Source organism: Curtobacterium sp. MCSS17_011 (assembly GCF_003224275.1).
Classification (GTDB): domain Bacteria; phylum Actinomycetota; class Actinomycetes; order Actinomycetales; family Microbacteriaceae; genus Curtobacterium.
The window spans coordinates 191910-213405 of the sequence record NZ_QKLE01000005.1 but is presented as its reverse complement, the minus strand read 5'-3'; the positions used below and the strand labels follow the sequence as shown (position 1 = coordinate 213405).

The 21496-nt window shown below is 71.4% G+C and carries 19 protein-coding genes and 1 tRNA gene; 7 read left to right on the top strand and 13 right to left on the bottom strand.

Annotated features, from left to right (window positions below; translation table 11 throughout):
- Complete coding sequence (locus DEJ17_RS06115; RefSeq protein WP_110892527.1) at positions 1-927, bottom strand: sugar phosphate isomerase/epimerase; 927 nt, start codon at positions 925-927, stop codon at positions 1-3.
- Complete coding sequence (locus DEJ17_RS06110; RefSeq protein WP_181421069.1) at positions 924-2081, bottom strand: Gfo/Idh/MocA family protein; 1158 nt, start codon at positions 2079-2081, stop codon at positions 924-926. Before DEJ17_RS06110 ends, DEJ17_RS06115 begins: the two co-directional genes overlap by 4 nt.
- Positions 2082-2157: 76 nt before the next feature.
- Between DEJ17_RS06110 and DEJ17_RS06105 the strand changes: the two genes are divergently transcribed.
- The 3 genes from DEJ17_RS06105 (at position 2158) to DEJ17_RS06095 (ending at position 4577) form a co-directional block, all read left to right on the top strand.
- The gene (locus DEJ17_RS06105; protein WP_110892525.1) at positions 2158-3579 is read left to right on the top strand and encodes a glucose-6-phosphate dehydrogenase; all 1422 of its coding nucleotides are present in this window, start codon (positions 2158-2160) and stop codon (positions 3577-3579) included.
- Between the two features lie 29 nt (positions 3580-3608).
- Positions 3609-4394: a dienelactone hydrolase family protein gene (locus DEJ17_RS06100; protein ID WP_110892524.1), complete on the top strand. Its 786-nt coding sequence runs from the start codon at positions 3609-3611 to the stop codon at positions 4392-4394.
- A gap of 110 nt (positions 4395-4504) precedes the next feature.
- A tRNA-Arg gene (locus tag DEJ17_RS06095) sits at positions 4505-4577 on the top strand.
- 155 nt (positions 4578-4732) lie between these two features.
- On the opposite strand, the gene DEJ17_RS06090 is transcribed toward DEJ17_RS06095, so the two are convergent.
- The 6 genes from DEJ17_RS06090 to DEJ17_RS06065 all read right to left on the bottom strand — a co-directional run bounded on the left by DEJ17_RS06090 (position 4733) and on the right by DEJ17_RS06065 (position 12321).
- Positions 4733-6847, bottom strand: a complete 2115-nt coding sequence (locus DEJ17_RS06090; protein ID WP_181421068.1) for an acyltransferase family protein — start codon at positions 6845-6847, stop codon at positions 4733-4735.
- A gap of 102 nt (positions 6848-6949) precedes the next feature.
- Positions 6950-8044, bottom strand: coding sequence for an alkene reductase (locus DEJ17_RS06085; protein WP_110892522.1), 1095 nt, complete (start codon positions 8042-8044; stop codon positions 6950-6952).
- 64 nt (positions 8045-8108) lie between these two features.
- The gene (locus DEJ17_RS06080) at positions 8109-8321 is read right to left on the bottom strand and encodes a hypothetical protein (RefSeq protein ID WP_110892521.1); all 213 of its coding nucleotides are present in this window, start codon (positions 8319-8321) and stop codon (positions 8109-8111) included.
- Between the two features lie 51 nt (positions 8322-8372).
- A complete protein-coding gene (locus DEJ17_RS06075) occupies positions 8373-8816 on the bottom strand; it encodes a MarR family winged helix-turn-helix transcriptional regulator (protein WP_110892520.1) in 444 nt (147 codons plus the stop codon).
- A gap of 135 nt (positions 8817-8951) precedes the next feature.
- Complete coding sequence (locus tag DEJ17_RS06070) at positions 8952-11603, bottom strand: MMPL family transporter (protein ID WP_110892519.1); 2652 nt, start codon at positions 11601-11603, stop codon at positions 8952-8954.
- Positions 11604-11682: 79 nt separating this feature from the next.
- Entirely contained in the window at positions 11683-12321 is a 639-nt protein-coding gene (locus tag DEJ17_RS06065; protein ID WP_181421067.1) for a TetR/AcrR family transcriptional regulator, read from the bottom strand.
- Between the two features lie 185 nt (positions 12322-12506).
- Between DEJ17_RS06065 and DEJ17_RS06060 the strand changes: the two genes are divergently transcribed.
- On the top strand, positions 12507-13988 hold the full coding sequence (locus DEJ17_RS06060) for a mannitol dehydrogenase family protein (RefSeq protein WP_110892517.1): 1482 nt from the start codon (positions 12507-12509) through the stop codon (positions 13986-13988).
- 160 nt (positions 13989-14148) lie between these two features.
- On the opposite strand, the gene DEJ17_RS06055 is transcribed toward DEJ17_RS06060, so the two are convergent.
- Positions 14149-14706 carry a GNAT family N-acetyltransferase gene (locus DEJ17_RS06055; RefSeq protein WP_110892516.1) on the bottom strand — a complete coding sequence of 186 codons (558 nt, stop codon included), beginning with the start codon at positions 14704-14706 and terminating at the stop codon, positions 14149-14151.
- A 43-nt stretch (positions 14707-14749) separates the two neighbouring features.
- Here DEJ17_RS06055 and bla point away from each other — a divergent pair, with 43 nt between their 5' ends.
- Positions 14750-15718, top strand: a complete 969-nt coding sequence (gene bla / locus DEJ17_RS06050) for a class A beta-lactamase (RefSeq protein WP_110892515.1) — start codon at positions 14750-14752, stop codon at positions 15716-15718.
- Between the two features lie 19 nt (positions 15719-15737).
- Here the strand turns inward: bla and DEJ17_RS06045 are convergent, their stop codons facing one another.
- Both DEJ17_RS06045 and DEJ17_RS06040 read right to left on the bottom strand, forming a co-directional pair.
- Entirely contained in the window at positions 15738-16727 is a 990-nt protein-coding gene (locus DEJ17_RS06045; protein WP_110892514.1) for an alpha/beta hydrolase, read from the bottom strand.
- Positions 16728-16783: 56 nt separating this feature from the next.
- Positions 16784-17716 (bottom strand): NADP-dependent oxidoreductase, encoded by a 933-nt coding sequence (locus tag DEJ17_RS06040; RefSeq protein WP_110892513.1) that lies wholly within the window; start codon positions 17714-17716, stop codon positions 16784-16786.
- A 104-nt stretch (positions 17717-17820) separates the two neighbouring features.
- On the opposite strand from DEJ17_RS06040, the gene DEJ17_RS06035 reads away from it, so the two are divergent.
- Complete coding sequence (locus tag DEJ17_RS06035; protein WP_110892560.1) at positions 17821-18315, top strand: MarR family winged helix-turn-helix transcriptional regulator; 495 nt, start codon at positions 17821-17823, stop codon at positions 18313-18315.
- Positions 18316-18368: 53 nt separating this feature from the next.
- Here DEJ17_RS06035 and DEJ17_RS06030 read toward each other — a convergent pair whose 3' ends face one another.
- Both DEJ17_RS06030 and DEJ17_RS06025 read right to left on the bottom strand, forming a co-directional pair.
- Positions 18369-18560, bottom strand: coding sequence for a hypothetical protein (locus tag DEJ17_RS06030; protein WP_146239641.1), 192 nt, complete (start codon positions 18558-18560; stop codon positions 18369-18371).
- 55 nt (positions 18561-18615) lie between these two features.
- Complete coding sequence (locus tag DEJ17_RS06025) at positions 18616-19185, bottom strand: GNAT family N-acetyltransferase (RefSeq protein WP_220033615.1); 570 nt, start codon at positions 19183-19185, stop codon at positions 18616-18618.
- A 192-nt stretch (positions 19186-19377) separates the two neighbouring features.
- Between DEJ17_RS06025 and DEJ17_RS06020 the strand changes: the two genes are divergently transcribed.
- On the top strand, positions 19378-21432 hold the full coding sequence (locus tag DEJ17_RS06020) for a transglycosylase domain-containing protein (RefSeq protein ID WP_258366680.1): 2055 nt from the start codon (positions 19378-19380) through the stop codon (positions 21430-21432).
- Positions 21433-21496: the final 64 nt, after the last annotated feature.

The following is a 21496-nucleotide window of genomic DNA, read 5'->3' as shown; positions in this document are numbered from 1 at the left end:
CTACGGCTCCTGCGCGATCAGCGGACGCAGCGTGCGGTGCGCGATGCGCAGCCCCTCGAGCACCTTCTCGTCGGTGCCGCCCCAGAGCGGGTCCTCGTGCTCGACGCTCAGCGTGCCGTCGAAGCCCGCCTCGTAGAGGCGGTCGACGACGTGCGGCCAGTCCACCACTCCGCGGCCGGGCACCCGGAACCGCCACCACCCCATGTCCCACGGGTCGTCGCCCTTGTCGACCTTGCCGAAGAAGCCGTAGGCGTTGCGCCGCTCGGGGAACAGCTCGAGGTCCTTCGCCTGGGCGTGCACGATGTGCTCGGCGAACGGCAGGATCGTCTCGACCGGGTCGATGCCGATCCACGTCAGGTGCGACGGGTCCCAGTTCAGGCCGAAGCCCAGGCCGGTCACCCAGCCCCAGAGCTCGGGGGAGTAGGCGATGTTGCCGGGGTACCCGTCGGGGTGCCAGCCCTCCATCACGCAGTTCTCGATGATCAGCCGCACGCCGCGCTCGCCGGCGTAGTCGACGAGCGCGGGCAGGACCCGGTCTCCCTCGCGCATGTTCTCGCGGACGGACTTGGTGGTGTCGCGCCCGATGAAGGTGCCGACGTACGGGACGCCGAGCGTCTGCGCGGTGTCGATCGCCTTCTTGAGGTGGGTCCGCACCTCGGCACGACGGAGGGGGTCCTGGTGCAGGTTGTTCTCGTAGTACGCGAGCGCGGAGATCTCGAGGCCCGTGCGGTCGAGCAGGTCGCGGGTGGCGAGGGCGTCCTCGTCGGTGAACGTGGCGACCGGCAGGTGCGCCGCCTCGAAGTCGCGGCCGCCGGTGCCCGGCCAGACGGCGACCTCGAGCCGCTCGTAGCCCTGCTGCTGCGCGAACCCGGCGATCCGGTCGAGTGACCAGCCGGGCAGGCAGGCGGTCAGCATGCCGAGCTTCACCGGATCTCCCGCCAGGTCGTCTCGGCGGCACTGCCGATCACGGCCTCGATGATGTCGGCGGACCGGGCCCCGTCCGCGAAGGTCGGCAGGCCGTCCGGTGCCACGCCGGTGCGCACCGCCGTGTACGTGTCGGCGACGAAGGCCGCGAAGGCGTCGAGGTACCCCTGCGGGTGCCCGGCCGGAACGATCGCCAGCCGGCGCTGGTCGGGGTACCCCTGCGACGGGTCGCGGACGACGATCTGTGCGCCGCGCTCGTTGCCGAACCAGGCGGACTCGGGCTGCTCCTGGTCGAACGCCGCGCTGCCGCGGGTGCCGTCGACCTCGAACCACAGGCGGTTCTTGCGGCCCGAGGCGACCTGCGAGATCACGACGTTGCCGATGCGGCCCGTGGCGGTGCGGAACGTCGCGACCGCGGTGTCCTCGGTGGTGACCTCGGCGCGCTCGGCCGCGTCGGCCACCGGGTCCGGATCGGGGGAACCCGAGAACGACGGACCGGATGCCGCCGGCCGGGTCGGGTAGACGATGTCGGTCGCCGCGGACACCGAGGCGAAACGCTCGCCCGTCACGAACTCGACCAGGTCGCACCAGTGCGACCCGATGTCGGCGAACGCGCGGGACAGCCCGCTCGAGGTCGGGTCGACCCGCCAGCTCGAGGCGTCCTCGTCGAGCATCCAGTCCTGCAGGTAGTGGCCGTGCACCGCGAGCAGCCGGCCGAGCTCCCCGTCGGCGATGCGCGCCCGGATCTCGCGGACCATCGGGTGGTACCGGTACACGAACGGCACCGTTGCCACGACACCGGCAGCGGCAGCGGCGGCGACGAGCTCGGCGGCCTGGGCAGGGTCGATCGCCAGGGGCTTCTCGCACACCACGTTGATGCCAGCCGCGATCACCGCGAGCGCCTGCGGGTGGTGCTGGTCGTTCGGGGTGCAGATGTGCACGACGTCGGGGGCGTCGGCGATGACCTCGTCGAGCGAGGCGTATCCGCGGGGCAGGTCGAGCTGCGCGGCCACCTGCTCGGAGCGGGCGGCGTTCCGGCCGAGGACGCCGAGGACCTCGGCGCCGGAGGCCCGGGCCGCCCGGGCGTGGACGCCGGCGATCATCCCCGTCCCGACCACGGCGACACGGAGGCGTCGCCCTTCGTACCCACTGCTCATGGTGCTCCCTCGCGCCGGACTGACACCACCGTAGCGGCCCGGTCATCCACCGGGGCCGATGAGTACCGTCTGCAGCATGTCGAGCCTCCAGACCAGCCTGCTCATCCTCGGAGCCAGCGGCGACCTGTCCAAGCGCCTGCTCCTGCCCGGCCTCGCCACCCTGCTCCAGGTGAAGGACGACTGGGACGTCCAGCTCGTCGGCGCCGGTGTCGAGGACCTGTCCGACGCCGACTGGAAGGCGCAGGTGCGCGAGTCCTTCGAGAACGCGCAGGCGTCGAAGAACGAGGAGGACGAGGGCGCCTCCGGTGAGACGGCGCTGCCGGAACGACTGCAGGCCGTGGTCGATGCCTCCACCTACCGGAAGGCCGACGTCACGGACCCGGACGACCTGCGGGCACTGCTCGCCGCGTGCGACCACGACCCGGCGATCTACTTCGCACTGCCGCCGGCGGTCACCGAGAAGAGCTGCGAGCAGCTCGCCCACATCGACCTGCCCGCCGGCACCCGTCTGGCGCTCGAGAAGCCGTTCGGCACCGACGCCGACAGCGCCTCGCACCTCAACGACCTGCTGCACTCGTTCATCCCCGAGGAGCGCATCCACCGGGTCGACCACTTCCTCGGCCGTTCCACCGTGCTCAACCTGCTCGGACTGCGCTTCGCCAACCGCATCATCGAGCCGCTGCTGTCGTCGCAGCACGTCGAGCGGGTCGACATCGTCTACGACGAGACCCTCGGGCTCGAGGGCCGGGCGCGCTACTACGACAAGGCCGGTGCGCTCACCGACATGATCCAGAGCCACCTGCTGCAGGTGATGGCCGTCGTCGCGATGGAGGCCCCCGCCTCGATCAAGGCGGACGACCTGCGCACCCAGAAGGAGCTCGTGCTGCGCGCCGTCCGACCGTGGGGCGGCGACGTCGTCACCGCGGGCAAACGCGCCCGGTACACCGCCGGCACCGTCGGCGACCGTCAGCTGCCGTCGTACGTCGACGAGGACGGCGTGGACCCGTCGCTCGGCACCGAGACCCTCGCACAGCTCACCCTGGAGATCGCGAACTGGCGCTGGGCCGGCGTCCCGTTCACCCTGCGGTCCGGCAAGGCGCTCGCCGCACAGCGCCGCGAGATCGTCATCACGTTCAAGGACTCCCCGCACGTGCCCGAGGGGCTCACCGGCACCGAGCTGCCCGACCGGCTGCGCATCTGGATCGCCCCGGACGAGATGCAGCTCGAGCTCAACGTCAACGGCGCCGGTGACCCGTACACGATCGACCACACGAGCCTCGAGGTGACCTTCAACCCCGGGCGCCTCAGTGCCTACGGCGAGGTGCTGGCCGGCGTGCTCGAGGGTGACGCCACGCTCTCGGTCCGCGGCGACAGCGCCGTGCAGGGCTGGAAGGTCGTCGGACCGTTCCTCGACGCGTGGAAGGTCGGCGGGGCGCCCCTCGACGAGTACGCCGCCGGGTCCGTCGGTCCGGACGGCTGGGACAACATCGAGGCCTGAGCCCGATCGGCGGCGTAGCGTCGGGCGACGTGAACACCACCGACGACGTCCTGCAGACCGTTCCCGCACCCGCCGGCGCCGACATCCGTGTCGACGACGTCTCCTACGACCACGAGGGCACCGAACTGCTCGGCGTGCTCGCGAAGGACGCCGCGATCGCGGGCCGTCGTCCGGCCGTCCTCGTCGTGCACGACTGGCACGGCGTGAACGAGCACGTCGAGGCCCGGGTGACGATGCTCGCACGGCTCGGCTACGTCGCCTTCGGCGCGGACATCTACGGTGCCGGCGTGCGCCCCGGCGACGACACCGCGGCCCAGGTCGCCGGTGGGTTCTACCAGGACCTGCCGCTGCTGCGGGCCCGCGCCACCGCCGGACTCGAGCGACTGCTCGCCGACCCGGACGTCGACCCCGCCCGCGTCGTCGTGATGGGCTACTGCTTCGGCGGCTCGACCGCACTCGAACTCGCACGGACCGGGGCCGACCTGGTCGGTGCCGTGGCGTTCCACGGCGGCCTCATCGCGCACGACCCCTCGGACGCCGCCGACATCCGGGCCAAGCTGCTCGTGCTCGCCGGGGGTGCCGACCCCGTCGTCCCGGACGAGGCCGTGCACGCGTGGCAGGACGAGATGCGGGCGGCGCCGGACGTCGACTGGCAGGTCGTGACGTACTCGGGCGCGATGCACGCGTTCGCGGTGCCCGGCACCGACGCGCCGGACCACGGCGCGCAGTACCAGGAGCGCGCCGACCGCCGATCGTGGCAGGCGCTCCGGGTGTTCCTGGCCGAGGTGTTCGACGAGGAGCCCGCGGCCCTGTGACGGAGCGGCCGTCGGAAGCCGCTCGCGACACGCCGAGCGCAGGGGCCGAGCGGCCTCGATTGGCGCCCGGGCCGCACCTGTTGTAGAGTCTTCCACGGCCGCAAGGCCACGCGCTCGTAGCTCAATGGATAGAGCATCTGACTACGGATCAGAAGGTTGGGGGTTCGAGTCCCTTCGAGCGCACAGTACGAAGAAGGGCCCCGGTGGACACCACCGGGGCCCTTCGTCGTTCGTACGCCGCGTTCACGTCACCTCCGTGCGACTCGGTGAGCAGGAACGGTCGAGTCCCGGAAACGGACTCGACCGTTCCTGCTCACGAAGTGGCGGGGGAGTACGGCTCAGCGCGCGAACGCCGCCAACCGGTCCTGCAGTGCCCGCTCCAGGTACGGCTCGAGCGACGACGCCCACGTCGCCGTGATGTGCGTGCTGTCCCGGTAGACGAGGACGCCCCCGACGACCGCCGGGCACGTGGTCTCGGTGCAGTAGTAGCGGCTCAGGTCGATCGACGCCGCACGGCCCCCGGCTGCCCGGAACGCGGCGACGGCCTCGACCGACGAGTCCGTGGTGCCGAGTGCTTCGGAGCGCGACCGGTCGCAGGCGTCCGTCGTCGGGCCGGACATCGTGCTCAGGCAGGCGACGACGTCGGGGCGCGGCACCGGGTTGTCACGGACGGCGACGACGGGCAGCTCGTCGCCGGCCGCCTGCTGCCATGCGTCGACCAGGCCGTTGCGGGTGGCCGTGTCGCGGGCCGGTCCCGGCGGCAGGCTGACCGGCATCTGCGTGGTCGAGTGGGTGACGACGAGGGCGTCGGCGTCGCGGTGCTCGCGGACGTAGTCGATGGCGGCGTGCTTCCACGAGTTGCACCCCCGCATCGACGCCGGGCTCAGCGAGTCCTGCTGCGCGGTGGTGAGGTAGCAGCCGCCGGTACCGGCCAGGTCGATCCGCCAGCCGTTGTCGTCTGCGATCTTCTCGTACGCACCGATCAGCGCGTTGCTGTGTGAGTCGCCGATGACGATGAGGTGCTTCGACCACCCGGTGGCCTTGCCGAGGACGCAGGGCCGGAACGTGCCGCTCCAGCACTCGGCGCGGTTGTCGTCGTCGTCCTTGGCCACGGCCGGAGCGGGCACACGGACGTCGGCGAGTTCGGGGTCGACGCAGGGGTCGGCGAACCCGATGCGCGCGGCGGCACCGAAGCAGGACTCGTCGTCGTCCTCCTGCTCGGCGGTGACCTGCTTCGTGACCGTGGCCGCGTCGACCTCCTGGACGTAGACGGCGGTCAGGGTGGCGGCTCCGAGCGTCACGACGGTGAAGCTGCAGATGACGGCGAGCGAGACCACGCCCCGGGGCTGCAGGTCCCGCAGCCACGTCGAGAACCGGACGGGTTCCTCGAACCAGATCGTCGTCGCAGCGGCCAGACCGATCGCGACGAGCAGCGCCGCCGAACTGGTCGCCCAGTCGAGCGGGCGGCCCAACATGATCGGCAGGATGACGACGAGCGGCCAGTGCCAGAGGTAGAGCGCGTACGAGATCCGTCCGAAGAAGGCGACGGGCCGGAGCGCACCGACGTCCTCGAACTCGGTCCCCGCACCGAAGAGCAGCACGAGTGCCGCACCGGCGACCGGCAGCAGCGCCGCGATCCCGGGGAACGCCGTCTCCGGGGTGATCACGACGAGGGACAGTGCGAGGGCCACGACGCCGATGCCGGTGGCGACCAGGCGGACCCGCCGGGCGACCTCGGTGCGGACCTCGGGCAGGTGCACGGTGGCGACGAGACCGCCGAGTGCGAACTCCCACGCGCGGGTGCCGGTGGAGAAGTAGGCGACGCCGGGGTCGGTGGCCGTCTGCACGATGCTCCACACCAGGGACAGCACGACGACGCTGCCGAGCAGCAGCCGTGCGGTCACCAGCGGCGTGAACCGCCGGCGCGCGAAGGCCCCGACGCCGAGCAGCAGGAGCGGCAGGAGGATGTAGAACTGCTCCTCGACCGACAGCGACCAGAAGTGCTGGAACGGTGAGGGCGCGTCGGCCGACGCCAGGTAGTCGACGGCGTTCGCCGCCAGCTCCCAGTTCTGCAGGTACACCGTCGAGGCGATCAGCTCGCGCCCGTACTGCCCCCACAGCGTGCTCGGCACGGCGACGAGCACCGCGATCCCGGTGACCACGATGGTGAGGAACGCGGCCGGCAGCAGGCGTTTGGCCCGGCGTGACCAGAACCGTCCGAGCCGGATCGTGCCCGTCGCGAGCTGTTCCCGCAGCAGCAGCCCGGTGATCAGGAAGCCGGAGATCACGAAGAAGACGTCGACGCCGACGAATCCGCCGTGCAGGGCGCCCGGCCACAGGTGGTACACGACGACCGCGAGGACGGCGAACGCGCGGAGGCCCTGGATGTCCCACCGCGTGGTGTCGCGCGCTCGGTGCGCGGGGCCCCGCTCGCCCGGCGTTGCTGTACTCACTGCGTCGATCCTAGGAGACAGCGTCACCTTCGCGGGGCACGAGGGACGGGAGGCCCGTGGCGGTGTCGCCACGGGCCTCCCGTTTCTCAGATGGTGCGTCGACTACGCGACGGTCGCGCGCGCCTCGGCCAGCGACGGGTAGTCGGTGTAGCCCTCGGCGGTCGCGCCGTAGAAGAGCTCCGGACGGGGCTCGTTGAGCTCGGCGTCGTGCTCCCAGCGGTGCGCGAGGTCCGGGTTGGCGATCGCGGCGCGGCCCACTGCGACGGCGTCGGCGTGGTCGCCCTCGACGATCGCGATGGCTTCGTCGCGCGTGGTGAGCGACGAGAAGCCCGAGTTCACGATGAACGGGGCACCCGCGGTGCGGCGGACGTGCTGCACCAGGTCGCCGGTCGGCTCGGCGTGCAGGACGTCCACGAAGGCGAGGCCGAGCGGCGCGAGGCCCTCTGCGACGGCCGTGTAGGTGGCGCGGACATCGTCGGCGTCGTCCTCGATGACGCCCTGGATCCCGTGCTCGGGCGACAGGCGGATGCCGGTGCGGTCGGCGCCGATGGCCTCGGCGATCGCGGTGGTGACCTCGATCGCGAACCGCGCGCGGTTCTCCGGGGAGCCGCCGTACTGGTCGGTGCGGGTGTTCGACACCGGCGACATGAACTCGTGGACCAGGTAGCCGTTGGCGCCGTGGACCTCGACGCCGTCGAGCCCGGCGGCGATCGCGTTGCGCGCGGCCTGCACGAAGCCCTGCACGGTTGCCTCCACCTCGGCGGTGGTCAGCTCGTGCGGGACGGGCATGTCGGCCTTCGAGCCGTCGGCCAGGTGCGTCTGCCCGGGGGCGGCGATCGCCGAGGGGGCGACGATGCGCGGGGTCTGCGAGATGTCCGTGTGCGAGACGCGGCCGCCGTGCATGAGCTGCATGACGGTCGTGCCGCCGGCGGCGTGCACGGCGTCGGTCACGCGGCGCCAGCCGGCGATCTGGTCGTCGGTCTCGATGCCGGGCTGCCCGGGGTAGGAGCGGCCCTCCTGCACGGGCCAGGTGCCCTCGGTGATGATCATGCCGAGGCCGGCGCGCTGCCGGTAGTGCTCGACGAGCAGGTCGTTCGGGATGCCGTGCTCGCCGGCGCGGGTGCGCGTGAGCGGGGCCATGACGACGCGGTTCGACAGGGACAGGGCGCCGATGGAGGCGGGTTCGAAGAGCTTCACCCCAGGGCGAACGGCGAGTTGTCCGATGCAATTCCGCCTCGGAGCACTTCTTCAGGCAGTGCGGTCAGTCGCGCGGGCACACCAGTGTCGACGAGCGGACCTGGCCCTCGGGCCGGATCACCTGGTGCAGGGAGAGTGGCTTGCCGCACAGGGGGCAGCCCCGGTCGATCGTCCGGTCGTCGATGCCCTCGGGACGACCGGCGCCGATCTGCGAGGGGCCCATCTTGTCGATGAGCGTCGTGTTCCACCGTTCGTACCACTGGCCGAAGCGTCCCACGGGGCATCCTTTCGTTCGTGCACGAACCATCATGGCACTGATGGCCTCGGATCACAGCTGGTCGACGCGCTCCAGCAGCTCGGTCAGCTCGTCCTTCAGGGACTCGAGTCGGGCGAGCGGCCACCCGAGCCGGTCGGCGACGGCGAGCGGGACCGCCTGGGCCCGGTCGCGCAGGGCCTGCCCGGCAGTCGTCAGGGAGACCTCGAGCTGGCGTTCGTCGGCGGCGCTGCGGGTGCGACGGACGTAGCCGGAGGCCTCCAGCCGCTTGAGCAGCGGGCTCAGCGTCGCAGAGTTGAGTCGCAGTTCGCCGGCGATCTCGCGCACCGACCGCGGGTCACGCTCCCACAGGGCGAGCATGACGAGGTACTGCGGGTGGGTCAGGCCCATCGGCTCGAGCAGGTCGCGGTACAGCCCGATGACGCTGCGGCTCGTCGCCGCGAGTGCGAAGCAGAGCTGCCGGTCGAGCGCGAGCGGGTCCGGGACGGTCTCGGTCATGCGTTGAGCGTACTTCGTTCGTGCACGAAGTGGCTTGGTCGCGCCCCGGGGGCGGTGGGCGCAACGGCCTGGAGGCCCGGTGCCGATCTCGCGGACCGGCACCGGGCCTCCAGGGTGGTTGCGCTGGTGCGTCGACTACGCGCGGTGCGCGGGCGGGTGGCCCGAGTCGTGCGTGGTCGCGTCCGGCTCCACGGGGAGCGCGTGGGTGCCGGTGTGCGTGTCCTCGTGGCCGGCGACCGGGTGGGTGCGCTCGAGCTTCGCGCCCTCCACGTCGACGTCCGGCACGATGCGGTCGAGCCACTTCGGGAACCACCAGGCGCTCTTGCCGAGCAGGTGCATCGCCGACGGGATGAGCAGCATGCGGACGACGAAGGCGTCGACCAGCACACCGAACGCCAGCCCGAAGCCGATCGGCTTGATGGTGGACGAGTCCGAGAAGATGAAGCCCGCGAACACGGAGATCATGATGATCGCCGCCGCCGTGACCACCGCGCGACCGGCGTGCAGACCGCGCTGGACGGCCACCTTCGCGCTCGCGCCGTGGGCGTACGCCTCACGCATGCCGGACACCAGGAACAGCTGGTAGTCCATCGCCAGACCGAACAGGATGCCGATCTCGATGATGGGCAGGAAGCTCAGGATCGGTGCCGGGTCGTGCACCCCGAAGACCGAGCCGAGCCAGCCGAACTGGTAGATCGCGGTCAGGCCACCGAACGAGGCCATCACGGACAGGATGAACCCGGCGGTGGCGGTGATCGGCACGAGGAACGACCGGAACACGATGATCAGGATGATCAGCGACAGGCCGACGACCACCACGAGGTAGAGCGGCAGCACGTTCGACAGCTTCTCGGACACGTCGATGTTCGCCGATGCGTTGCCGGCGACGCCGAGGGTGACCTTGCCGTCGTCGGTGGAGACCGTCTGCTCGCGCAGGTCCTTCACGACGTTCTCGGTGGAGACGCTGTCCGGGCCGCCGGCGGGCTTCACCTGGAACGCGATGATGTCGCGGTCCTTCGAGGCACCGATGGGCAGCACGGCCTTGACGTCGTCGTTCTTCGCGATCGCCTGGCCGATGGTGACCTCGGTCGCGGTGACGTCGCTCTTGCTGATCGACTCCGGCAGGGTCGCCACGACGAGCAGCGGGCCGTTCTGACCGGCGCCGAACTCCTGCTCGAGGGTCTTGTAGGCCTTGTACTGGCTCGACTCGACGGCCTCGGACGAACCGCTCGGCAGGCCGAGGCGCATCTGGGTCGCGGGCAGGGCGATGGTGCCGAGCACCGCGACGCCGGCGACGAGCGTGATGACCGCCCGCCAGCTCGACATCGGCTTGTTCGGGATCCGCGTCGAGTCGGTGTTGCCGATCTTCGCGCGCTCCTTCTTCCGCAGGATCCGCATGCCGATGAGCGACAGCAGGGCCGGGGTGAAGGACGTCGCGATGAGGATCGCGAAGAGCACCGCGACCGCACCGACCGTGCCCATCAGGCCGAGGAACGGGATGCCGGTGATGTTCAGCGCGAGCAGCGCGACGATGACCGTCGCACCGGCGAACACCACGGCGTTGCCCGAGGTGCCGTTCGCGAGCCCGATCGACTCGTGCACCTGCATGCCCTGCTTCAGCTGGGTCCGGTGCCGGTTCAGGATGAACAGCGAGTAGTCGATGCCGACCGCCAGGCCCAGCATCACCCCCAGCACGGGCGTGACCGAGATGAACTCGACCAGGCTCGAGAACGACAGGGCGGTGAGCGAGGCGACGCCGACGCCGAGGACGGCGCTGACGAGCGGGACCGCGGCGCCGATGACCGTGCGGAGCATCAGGAGCAGCACGATCGCGGCGATGATGACACCACCGATCTCACCCGGGCCGAGGATCGACGGCACGCCCTGCGCGATGTCGTTCGAGACGTACACGTTGACGCCGGAGATGTCAGCCGACTCGGCGTCGTCCGCGATCGCGGTCTTGGTGTCCGCGGGGACCTCGTAGGTCGACTTCGTGAACTGGACGGTGCCGATCGCGGCGCTGCCGTTGTTCGACACGAAGCGGACGTCCTTCGACAGGTCGAGCAGGTCCGAGCCCTGTTCGAGCTCCTGCTCGTTGTCGTCGAGCTTCTGCTTGTTCGAGTCGATCGTCTTCTGCGCATCCGCGATCTGCTGCTCGCCCGCGTCGATCTGGGCCTGCTGGGCGTCGATCTGCGCCTGGGCCTGCTGGAGTTGTGCGGCCGCAGCCTGGGCCTGGGCAGCGGGGACCGCTGCGCCGCCGGCTGCCTGTGCCTGCGCCTTCTGGGCGTCGAGCTGCGCCTGGGCATCCGCGATCTGCTGCTTGCCGGACTCCAGCTGCGCCTTCTGCGCGTCGAGCTGCTCCTGACCGCTCTCGATCTTCTCGCGGCCCGACTCGATCTGCTCACGGCCGTCGACGATCTTCTGGCGCTGGTCGTCGAGCTGCTGCTGGGTGTCGAAGCCGCTCGTCGTGCCCTTGACGCCGTCGAGCTTCTCGAGGCTGGTCAGGAAGCCGTCGATCTCGGACCGCTGCGAGGACGAGAACCCCTTGCCGTCCTTCGTCTCGAAGACGATCGTGCCGTTGCCGCCGTTCGCCGACGGGAACTTGTCGGCGAGCTGGTCCTGCACCTGACTGGTCTTGGTGTTCGGGATCGTGATCGACGACGAGATCGTGCCGGCGAAGAGCGTGTACGTGACGCCTGCGACCGCCATGATCACGACCCAGGTGATGATCACGAGCCAGTGGCGTCGTGCGGAGAACCGTCCGAGACGGTAGAGGAGACCGGCCATGCGGTTGCCTGCGGTCCTTTCGTTGTCAGGTGCTGGTGGTGCGGGGTGCGCCGGTGGACCCCTGGGGGATGGAGGAGTGTCAGCCGTCGGCCATGTAGCCGCTGCGGACGCTGTGCACGAGGCGAGCGAGCAGGTCGTCCCACGCGTCGAGCGCCGGTTGGTCGAGCTCGGGGCCGGACGTCGCGAGCCAGTGCTCCGCGATGACGACGATGCCGCTCATGAGCCCCTCGACGAGCAGTGCGGCGTCGAGCGGATCGGCTGCCGGGTACCGCCGGGCGACCTCGTGCCGGAGTCGTTCGGTCACGCGCGAGAACGCCGTCTGGGTCAGGACCGCGGCCTTCGGGTCGTCCTTGCCGGGGTCGCCGAGGATCCGGTACATGCTGGCGATCGCCGGCGCGAGGTCGGCTCCGCGGGCCGCGGACTCGAGTTCGTCGAACATCGAGGCCCGGCTGCCGTCACCGACCGGGGTGCGCGCCATGTCTGCGAGGAACCGGTCGATGATGACGGACAGCTCCTGCTCACACACGGCGAGCAGGACCTCGTCGAGCGAGGCGAAGTGGTTGAACACGGTGCGTCGGGCGATGTCGGCCCGGGCGGCCAGGTCGTCGACGCTGAAGTCGCGGCCGCCGCGCTCATCGATCAGGTCCCGCGCGGCCTGCAGGATCGCCGCACGGTGCTTCGCCTTGAGGGCAGCACGGCGGTCGGTCGCGATGGTCACGAGATCGAACACTAGGTGCATCGATGCACTCGGTGCAACGAGGTTGAGGGCATCCCCAGGTTCGTCCCCCGGTGCGGAACGCCCGTGCTGCACCGCTGTTCCGCCGGAGGTGTCGGGTGCCACACTGGACGGACGAACCGCCGCGTCACCGCCCGCGGATCCGCCGCCGTACGAAGGAGTACCCGATGCCCGTCCGCCTGTCCCCGGAGACCCTCGACGAGATCGCCGCGAGCGGTGTCGCCGTGCCCACCTACGACCGCGACGGCATCACCGCCGGCATCGTCCACTTCGGCGTCGGCGGGTTCCACCGCGCGCACCAGGCGATGGTGATCGACCGGCTCCTGCAGCGTGGCGAGGCCCGCGAGTACGGCATCTGCGGTGTCGGCGTGCTCGAGCAGGACCGTCGGATGGCGACCGCGATGGCCGAGCAGGGCGGCCTGTACACGCTCGTCCTCAAGCACCCGGACGGCACTCGCGAGTCACGCGTCGTCGGCAGCATCGTCGAGTACCTGCTCGCAGTCGACGACCCCGACGCCGTCGTCGAGAAGATGGCGCACCCGGACACCAGGATCGTCAGCCTGACCATCACCGAGGGCGGCTACAACTTCGACCACGTCACCGGCGAGTTCGTCGCCGACGAGCCCGGCGTCGCGGCCGACCTGCGCGGTGACGGCCCGCCCCGCACGGTGTTCGGCCTGGTGGTCGAGGCGCTGCGCCGCCGACGGGACCGCGGCCTCGACCCGTTCACCGTGATGTCCTGCGACAACATCCAGGGCAACGGGCACGTCGCACGGTCGATGTTCACCGCCTACGCCCGGCTGCAGGACCCGGCGTTCGCGGACTGGATGGACGAGCACGTGGCGTTCCCGAACTCGATGGTCGACCGCATCACCCCGGTCACCGCCGACGAGGACCGCGCCTGGGTCCGCGGCGAGCTCGGCATCGACGACGCCTGGCCCGTCGTCGCCGAACCGTTCTTCCAGTGGGTGCTCGAGGACGACCACCCCGCCGGCCGGCCGCCCTACGAGGACGCCGACGTCCAGCTCGTCGACGACGTCGAGCCGTACGAACTCATGAAGCTCCGGCTCCTCAACGCCAGTCACCAGGGGCTCTGCTACTTCGGGTACCTGTCCGGCTACCGGTACGCGCACGAGGCCACGCAGGACCCGGCGATCGCGACCTTCCTGCGCCGCTACATGGACGAAGAGGGATCACCGACGCTGCACCCCGTCCCCGGCATCGACCTGGAGGACTACAAGTCGACCCTGATCGAGCGCTTCCAGAACCCTGAGGTGCGCGACACCCTCGCCCGGCTCTGCGCCGAGTCGAGCGACCGGATCCCGAAGTGGCTGCTCCCCGTCGTGCGCGAGAACCTGGCCGCCGGCCGGCCCGTCACGCTGTCCGCCGGCATCGTCGCGTCGTGGGCCCGCTACGACGAGGGCACCGACGAGTCCGGTGAACCCATCGAGATCGTCGACCGGCTCGCCGAGTCCCTGCACCGCGTCGCCCTGACCCAGCGCGAGGACCGCCTCGCCTTCATCGCGAACCGCCAGGTCTTCAGCGATCTCGTCGACGACGAGCGGTTCGTCGCCGCGTACCGCGACGCCCTGGACGGGCTCATCGCGGACGGCGCGCACGCGACCGTTACGCGCCTGTCGCGGTCCTGAGACGCGACCGACCGACGGACTGGAGGCCCGTGGCGGCGCCGCCACGGGCCTCCAGTCCGCCTTCTGCTCACGTGACGGGCGCGGGACGGCGGTTCGTGTCCGCGCGCTGACGGTTCCGGTTCGAGAACCCCGAGGATCGTGAACCAGAACCGTCAGCCGCTCACCGCGCGACGTCGTCCCACGGCACCGGGGTGGTCTCGCCCGTCTCCCAGTCGCGACGCAGCACGCCGTAACCGACCGACCCGACGGCCGGGCCGCCGTCGACGGGCCACGCCTCGCGGTAGTGGGCCTCCTGCACCCAACCGGCGCGGACGAAGACCCGGCGCATGGCGGTGTTGTCCTCGCGGGTCTGGCCCTCGAAGCGCGTGATCGCCGGCATCGTCGTGAACACGTGGTCGGTCACCGCACGCAGGGCGGAGACCCCGAGGCCCCGACCCCGGAACCGACCCGCCAGGCGCAGGTCGAACAGGGGGACGGGGTCAGCCAGGTCCTCGAGGCGGACCAGTCCGATCCGCCCGAGGTCGTCGTGGTCGAGCCAGGAGGTGTCGTGCTCGTCGTCGCGGTAGGCACCGGAGTCGACGGCGCTCGCCGCGTCGGCCGCACTGATGCGCCGTCGGACGTGGAACGGGAACTCCTCGGACGTCAGGAACGCGAGCAGCTCCTGGCGGTCGGCGCCGGTGGGGTCGAGGCGGGTGAGGCGGACGGCGGGCACGGACATGCCGCTCAGGGTAGTTGCACGGTCGTCGTGCAGGCTCGAGGGCGTGCGAGGCGGGACGAAGACGACGGCCGCGGCCCTGGCGGCGCTGGTGCTGGGTGGGCTGGTGGGGTGCTCAGGTGCGCCGGGTGGTGCGACGACCGGGCCGACGTCGTCCGCATCGGCTTCTGCTGCTGCGTCTGGGTCGGCTTCGGGCGCAGTGGCGCCGTCGACCGACCCGGCCCCCGACCCCGCCACTGCCCGGATCTTCGCGGCGCTGGAGCGGCGGTACGACGCGCGGCTCGGGGTCGCCGCGATCGACACCGGGAGTGGTCGGACGATCGCGCACCGTGCGGGGGAGCGGTTCGCGTTCGCGTCGACGGTCAAGGTGTTCATCGCGGCGGCGGTCCTCGACGCCTCGTCCGACGCCGACCTGGCGACCGTCGTGCACTACGACCGCGGCGATCTGCTCGAGTACGCGCCCGTCACCAGCGAGCACGTCGACACCGGGATGACGGTGCGCGAGCTCATCGACGCGGCGCTCCGGTCTAGCGACAACACCGCGGCGAACCTGCTGGTGGAGCGGCTCGGCGGGCCGGACGCCGTCGAGCGGTGGCTGCGCGCCATCGGGGACCGGACGACGAGCGTCGACCGGGTCGAACCCGACCTGAACGAGGCGACCCCGGGCGACCGACGGGACACGACGACGCCGGAGCGGTTCGCGGCCGACCTCGGGACCGTGCTGCTCGGGGACGCCCTCGACGCTGCCGACCGGCGGGTGCTCCGCGCCGCGATGCTCCGCAACACGACCGGGGACGCGACGATCCGAGCCGGGGTGGACCCGTCGTGGCGGGTCGCCGACAAGACCGGGACGGCGTCCTACGGAGTCCGGAACGACATCGCGGTCGTGACGCCGCCGGGGCGGGCACCCATCGTGCTCGTGGTGATGACGAGCCGCGCCGATCCCGGTGCGGAGCCGTCGGACGCGCTCGTTGCGGCGACGGCCCGTGCCGCGGTGGCCGGACTGGACGACTGACGTCCCGCGCGTTGCGGGACTAGCGGAGCGTCGTCGCCCAGCGCTCGATGGTGTCGTACGCCCGTTCCCGCACGTCCGGTACCGACAGCACGACGTCGTGCAGGGCGCCGGCGAGTCGTCGGACCGTGACCTCTTCGCCGAGGGAGAGCGAGCGGTGCGCCACCGTGTCGACGTTCAGTGCGACGTCGGCCCGCGCCATCCCGGGGTCCCACCGCGGCTGGAGCATGCTCTTGTCGCTCAGCATCACCAGGGTCGGGACCCCGATGCCGAGGCCCTTCTCGACCTGCGCCTGGCCGTCGAAGACCGCGGCGAGCCACCCGGGGTGCAGCGGGAAGCCGCGCTCCGGCCGCCACTTCTGCTCGTAGGTCCACGACCCCTCGCCCTCGGCCGAGACGGTCCGCGTGTAGAAGCCGGGGTCGACGGCGGGCATCGGCGCGAGGGGGTTCCGACGGGCACCGAGCTTGATGACCGGTGCGACGATCGCCCGGCCGACCGCGGTGGCCTGGAACTCGAGCCACGGGCTGTTCAGCACGAGGCCGTGCACGAGCTCCGGGTGCCGTGCCGCCCAGAGCGACAGGGTCAGGCCGCCCGTGGAGTGCCCCATCGGGACGAGCCGGCGGCGGTCCGAGCCGGGGTGCTCGGCCGAGATCGCGTCGAGCGCGGCGGCGATGTCCTCGTCGTACACCGCCAGGTCGTCGACCATGCCCGGCGTCTGGTGCGGCCGCAGGCTCCGACCGTACTTCCGCAGGTCGAGGGCGTGGAACCGGGCGCCGAGCCGCTCGAGGCGTTCGGCGAGCTCGACCTGGAAGAAGTAGTCCGACCAGCCGTGCACGTAGAGCACGTCGACCCCGTGCAGGGGCCCGCGGCCGTGCAGCAGCAGGTCCGTAGAGGTGTGCCGGCGGCGGACCAGGGTGGCGACGACGGGGCCCTCGGAGTCGGTGCCGAGCGGCAGTTCGAGCCGCTCGTACGGTGCTCCGAGCACGTCCTCGTGCCACCCCTGGTCCGTCATGCGCCGAGCGTATCCGGCGCTGCTGCGGGTGGTGCTGGTGCGGGGGTGTGCGGCCGTCACCCGGCCAGGACCACGACCTTGCCGCTGATCCGTCCCGCGGCCGCCTCGACGTGCAGCGACGGCAGTTCCGTCAGCGGGATGCGCCGGGTGACCTCGACCGTGAGCGCCCCGGCGTCGACCAGGGACACCAGCTCCGCCAGGCGTTCGCGGTTGCGCAGGACGAACACCGTCGCCGCCCGGACCCCCCGGGACTCGTCGCTCGGGGTGGCCATGAACGCCGTGGTGCTGACGACCGTGCCGCCGTCGCGGACGACGTCGACGAGCGTCGCGAAGTCCTGCGGGTCGATCGGGGCGAGGTTGAGCAGCACGTCGACCGGCTCGGTCACGGCCGCACGGACATCGGTCGTGGTGTGGTCGATCACCTCGTGGGCACCGGCGGCCCGGACGGCCTCGATGCTGCGCGGGCTGGCCGTGGCGATGACGTGCACCCCGGCCCGGACGGCGAGCTGGACGGCGTACTTGCCGACGACACCGCCGGCGCCCATCACGAGGACCCGCTGGCCCGCCTCGATCCGGCCGTCGTCGAACAGGGCCTGCCATGCGGTGAGTGCCACCGAGGGCAGCGCAGCCGCGTCGGCCAGCGGGATGCTCGTCGGCGCGGCGACCACCGCGTCGGCCGGGGCGATGACGTACTCGGCCGCTCCGCCGTCGAGCTCCATCGGCAGGAACGCGATGACCGTGTCCCCGACGGCGATCCCCTCGACGCCGTCGCCGAGCGCGTCGACGGTGCCGGAGACGTCGTAGCCGGGGACGTGCGGCAGCTGGACCGGGATCGGCAGGAATCCGCCCCGCATCCCGTTGTCCGCCGCGTTGAAGGCCGAGGCTGCGACGCGGAGCCGCACCTGCCCGGCCGTCGGGGTGGGCTGCTCGACGTCCTCGGTGCGGAGCACCTCGGGACCGCCGACCTCGTGGAACCGTACTGCCTGCATGATCGTGCCCTTCGTCGGTGTTGCTCGCTGTGCTTCGAGTTCGAAGCAACTGACGGAGACGCTAGCACTGCTTCGAACTCGAAGCAACAGGTAGGATGGGTTCCGTGACCGATGCGCCGAACTCCCTGACCCCGACGCAGCTCGGGGCGTACTTCGCCTTCACCGAGGTGAGCAGCCTGCTGCGCCACGCGGTCGAGCGGCAGCTGCGCGACGTGGGCGGCCTGAGCTACGTGCAGTTCCAGCTGCTCGCCCGGCTCGGTGACGCTCCGGGTGGGCAGCAGCGCATGACCGACCTCGCCGACGGGGTCGTCTACAGCCGCAGCGGCCTGACGTACCAGGCGCAGTTGCTCGAGCAGCGTGGGCTGGTCACCCGCGGGCCCTCGCCGGACGACGAACGCAGCACGGTCGTGACGATCACCCGGGGCGGTCGTGAGGTCCTCGCCGCGGTCTTCCCTGGGCACATCGAGGCGCTGCACACCCTGCTGTTCGCGTCGATGTCGGACGCCGACGTCGACGACCTCGCGCGGATCCTCGGGGGAGCGGCCGAGCACCTGCGCGCGAACCCACCACGATCCGCGGGCGCGCGGCGGCGCAACTGACGGAGTGGTCGTGCCGGTCGTGTCGGCTCGTCGTGCCTGCTGGCGTCGCCGTTCTAGCTGCGGGGTGCCCGCACCAGGAACAGCGTGACGGCGCCGAGGACGACCGCGGCGACGATGAGCACCCAGGCGAGCACGATGACGGGTCCGTCCCAGGGGGTGAAGAGCAGTCCGACCCCGATCACCAGGGCCACGGCGGCGCCGACGAGGGCGAGGCGGTGCGGTCGTACCGGAGCGGTGCGTGTCACGGCGCCCACGGTACGCGCGCCGGGCTGGCAGTGCGGCGTCGAGCGGGCACGCCGGTCACACCGTCGTGCGCATCACCCAGCGCCACTTGGCGATGCGGCGGTCGCGCACGAACCCGAACTGCGTGAACAGTTCCTCCGGTCCGGTGTGCAGGTACGCCCCGCGCTGCGGCTTCCGCTCGACCGTCTGCTCCGGGTAGGCCTCGACCGTCCCGCCGCCCGCCCGTCGGATCTCGTCCAGCGCGGTCGTGACCGCGGCACGGGCGACGCCCTGGCCACGGTGCCGGGACTCGACGAACACGCAGCCGATCCGCCAGTCCGGCGAGGTGCCGGCCTCGCGGGCGTATGCACCGGGGTTCAGGATCGTCGGCAGCTCGACCGGGCGCCCGAACTGGCACCAGCCGACAGTGGTGCCGTCGGCGTAGACGAGGACCTGGTGGTTCGTGCCGTTGCGCACGTGACGGTGCTTCGCCTCCTCGTGCGACACCGTGGGATCCGGTGTGCCACGCGGGCCGTCCGGGTGGAAGCCGATGCACCAGCACCCGCCCCACACGCCGTTGCTGCGCGTCACGAGCGCGGCGAAGTCGGGCCACGTCTCCTCGGTGAGCATCGCCGTCGAGTACTCCATGGCCCGATCATGCTCCGCTCGGGCGGCGGGCGCTCGGCGTCGGCCGACCGCCCAGCTGCGGGAGTCCAGCTCGGCACTTTCCCAGCCGACACGACGGTGTTCCGCGGGGAAGTCCCGGCGACCGCCCGAGCAGGGCTGGGACGCTCCTCGAACCGCGCCGATGGTGGTGCGGACGAGGGGGGAACGCAGGCGATGACGATCAGACGTGCAGGGGGAGCCGCGCTCGGCTTCGTGGGCGGCAGTGTGCTCGCCGGGTTGCTGGTGAGCGTCGGGGTGACACCGGTGATCGCGGTCGCCGGCGTCGGCACGACCTCGGCGATCGGGGTGTTCGAGTCGCTGCCCGAGGACATCGAGATCGGGCAGCTGCCGCAGCGCAACCAGATCTGGGCGTACCGCGGCGGCGAGCCGGTGCACCTGGCGAACGTGTGGGACCAGGACCGGCAGGAGCTCACGCTCGAGCAGATCAGCGACCATCTCGAGCACGCCGCGGTCGACGGCGAGGACAAGCGGTTCTACGAGACCGGCGGGGTCGACGCGACGTCCGTCGTCCGGTCGCTCGTGAGCATCGCCGCGTCACGTGGCGAGGGCGGTTCGGGCGGCTCGACCCTGACGATGCAGCTCGTCCGGAACATCAAGATCCAGCAGGCGAGCGAACTGCCCACGGCTGAGGAACGCGAGGCCGCGTACCGGGAAGCGACCCGGAGGACCCCACAGCGCAAGCTCGCCGAGATGAAGCTCGCGATCAGCCTGGCGAAGCAGCACACGAAGCAGCAGATCCTGGCGGCGTACCTGAACATCGCGTACTTCGGCGACCAGACCTACGGTGTCCAGTCGGCGGCGCAGCACTACTACGGCAAGTCGGCGACCGACCTGACCCCGGCCGAGGCTGCGTCCCTCATCGCGATCGTGCAGTGGCCCGAACGACGAGACCTGTCCACGCCCGACCACCACCGCGACAACGCTGCCCGGCGGAACGTGATCCTGCGGTCCATGCACGAGCAGGGGCACCTGTCGACCGACGAGTACCGCACGGCTCGGCTGTCCCGTGTCGCCGACTACGTGCACCTGACGGCACCGCAGCAGGGGTGCGAGGCGGTCGAGGTGGGCGCGGAGTTCTTCTGTGACCACGCGGAGACCATCGCCCAACGGCTCCCGCAGCTCGGCACGACGAAGCAGCAGCGGGCGGACGCGTGGCGCACCGGCGGGTACCGGATCCAGACGACGCTCGACCTGGACCTGAACGCTCAACAGAAGCGGCTGCTGGACCAGTACGACCCGAAGACCGAGACGCGGCTGGCGCTGGGGGCAACGTTCAACACGGTCGAGGCCGGGACGGGCCGTGTGCTGACGATGGCGCAGAACACCGACCACGACCGGTCGTCCGACGCGCCCCGCACTGCGACCTCGCTGAACTACGCCACCGACCAGGCGGACGGCGGCTCGACGGGGTTCCAGACCGGTTCGACCTACAAGATGTTCACCCTGCTGGCGTGGATCGAGGCCGGCCGCAGCCCGGACACCGTCGTCAACGGCACACCGCACCCGCACAGCGAGTGGACCGCCTGCGGTGGACCCACCTCGGCGTTCTGGCAGCCGAAGAACGACTCACCCGGGCAGCGTGGCCCGTACTCGGTCCGGTCGGCGACGGCGCAGTCCGTGAACGCGGCGTACCAGTCGATGGCCGAACAGCTCGACCTGTGCGACATCCGCGACGTCGCCGAGGGGCTGGGGGTGCACCTGGCGACCGGTGGCGAGCTGCCCTGGAACCCGGCGTCCCTGCTCGGCACCGAGAGCATCGCCCCGCTCACGATGGCGTCGGCCTACGCGGGCATCGCGAACGGCGGGCGGTTCTGTGCACCCGTGGTGATCGACCAGGTCATCGCCCCCGACGGCGAGGAACTCGGCGGACAACCCCGCACGTGCACGCAGGCGGTGTCGCCGGAGACCGCGGCCACCGCGTTCGACGTCATGCAGGGCGCGTTCCGCGGCGGGACGGCGAGCGGTGGCCAGACCCCCGACGGCGCGACGCTGTTCGGCAAGACCGGTACCACGGACGCAGCCGACCAGGTGTGGCTGGTGGGCGGGACCTCGCGGGCCGTCACCGCCTACTGGCAGGGCAACACGGACGGCGCCAAGCACAACCTGCGGTCGTTCTCGAACGGTCAGGGCGGCACCTACGCGGGGTCACGCGCGGCCGTCTGGCGCGACGCGCAGACGGCGGTGAACGCGGCGTTGCCGGTCGGCTGACGGCCCGGAACGCAACCACGAACGGCCGGGAGGCACGGTGCCAGCTGGCACCGTGCCTCCCGGC

Bases quoted from the DNA above. Each gene is read 5' to 3' on its own strand.
- DEJ17_RS06075 (WP_110892520.1), bottom strand. From the start codon at position 8,816: ATGACCGAGACCGTCCCGGACCCGCTCGCGCTCGACCGGCAGCTCTGC.
- DEJ17_RS06025 (WP_220033615.1), bottom strand. From the start codon at position 19,185: ATGGAGTACTCGACGGCGATGCTCACCGAGGAGACGTGGCCCGACTTC.
- DEJ17_RS06040 (WP_110892513.1), bottom strand. From the start codon at position 17,716: ATGCAGGCAGTACGGTTCCACGAGGTCGGCGGTCCCGAGGTGCTCCGC.
- DEJ17_RS06110 (WP_181421069.1), bottom strand. From the start codon at position 2,081: ATGAGCAGTGGGTACGAAGGGCGACGCCTCCGTGTCGCCGTGGTCGGG.
- DEJ17_RS06055 (WP_110892516.1), bottom strand. From the start codon at position 14,706: ATGTCCGTGCCCGCCGTCCGCCTCACCCGCCTCGACCCCACCGGCGCC.
- DEJ17_RS06020 (WP_258366680.1), top strand. From the start codon at position 19,378: ATGACGATCAGACGTGCAGGGGGAGCCGCGCTCGGCTTCGTGGGCGGC.
- DEJ17_RS06105 (WP_110892525.1), top strand. From the start codon at position 2,158: ATGTCGAGCCTCCAGACCAGCCTGCTCATCCTCGGAGCCAGCGGCGAC.
- DEJ17_RS06060 (WP_110892517.1), top strand. From the start codon at position 12,507: ATGCCCGTCCGCCTGTCCCCGGAGACCCTCGACGAGATCGCCGCGAGC.
- DEJ17_RS06045 (WP_110892514.1), bottom strand. From the start codon at position 16,727: ATGACGGACCAGGGGTGGCACGAGGACGTGCTCGGAGCACCGTACGAG.
- DEJ17_RS06070 (WP_110892519.1), bottom strand. From the start codon at position 11,603: ATGGCCGGTCTCCTCTACCGTCTCGGACGGTTCTCCGCACGACGCCAC.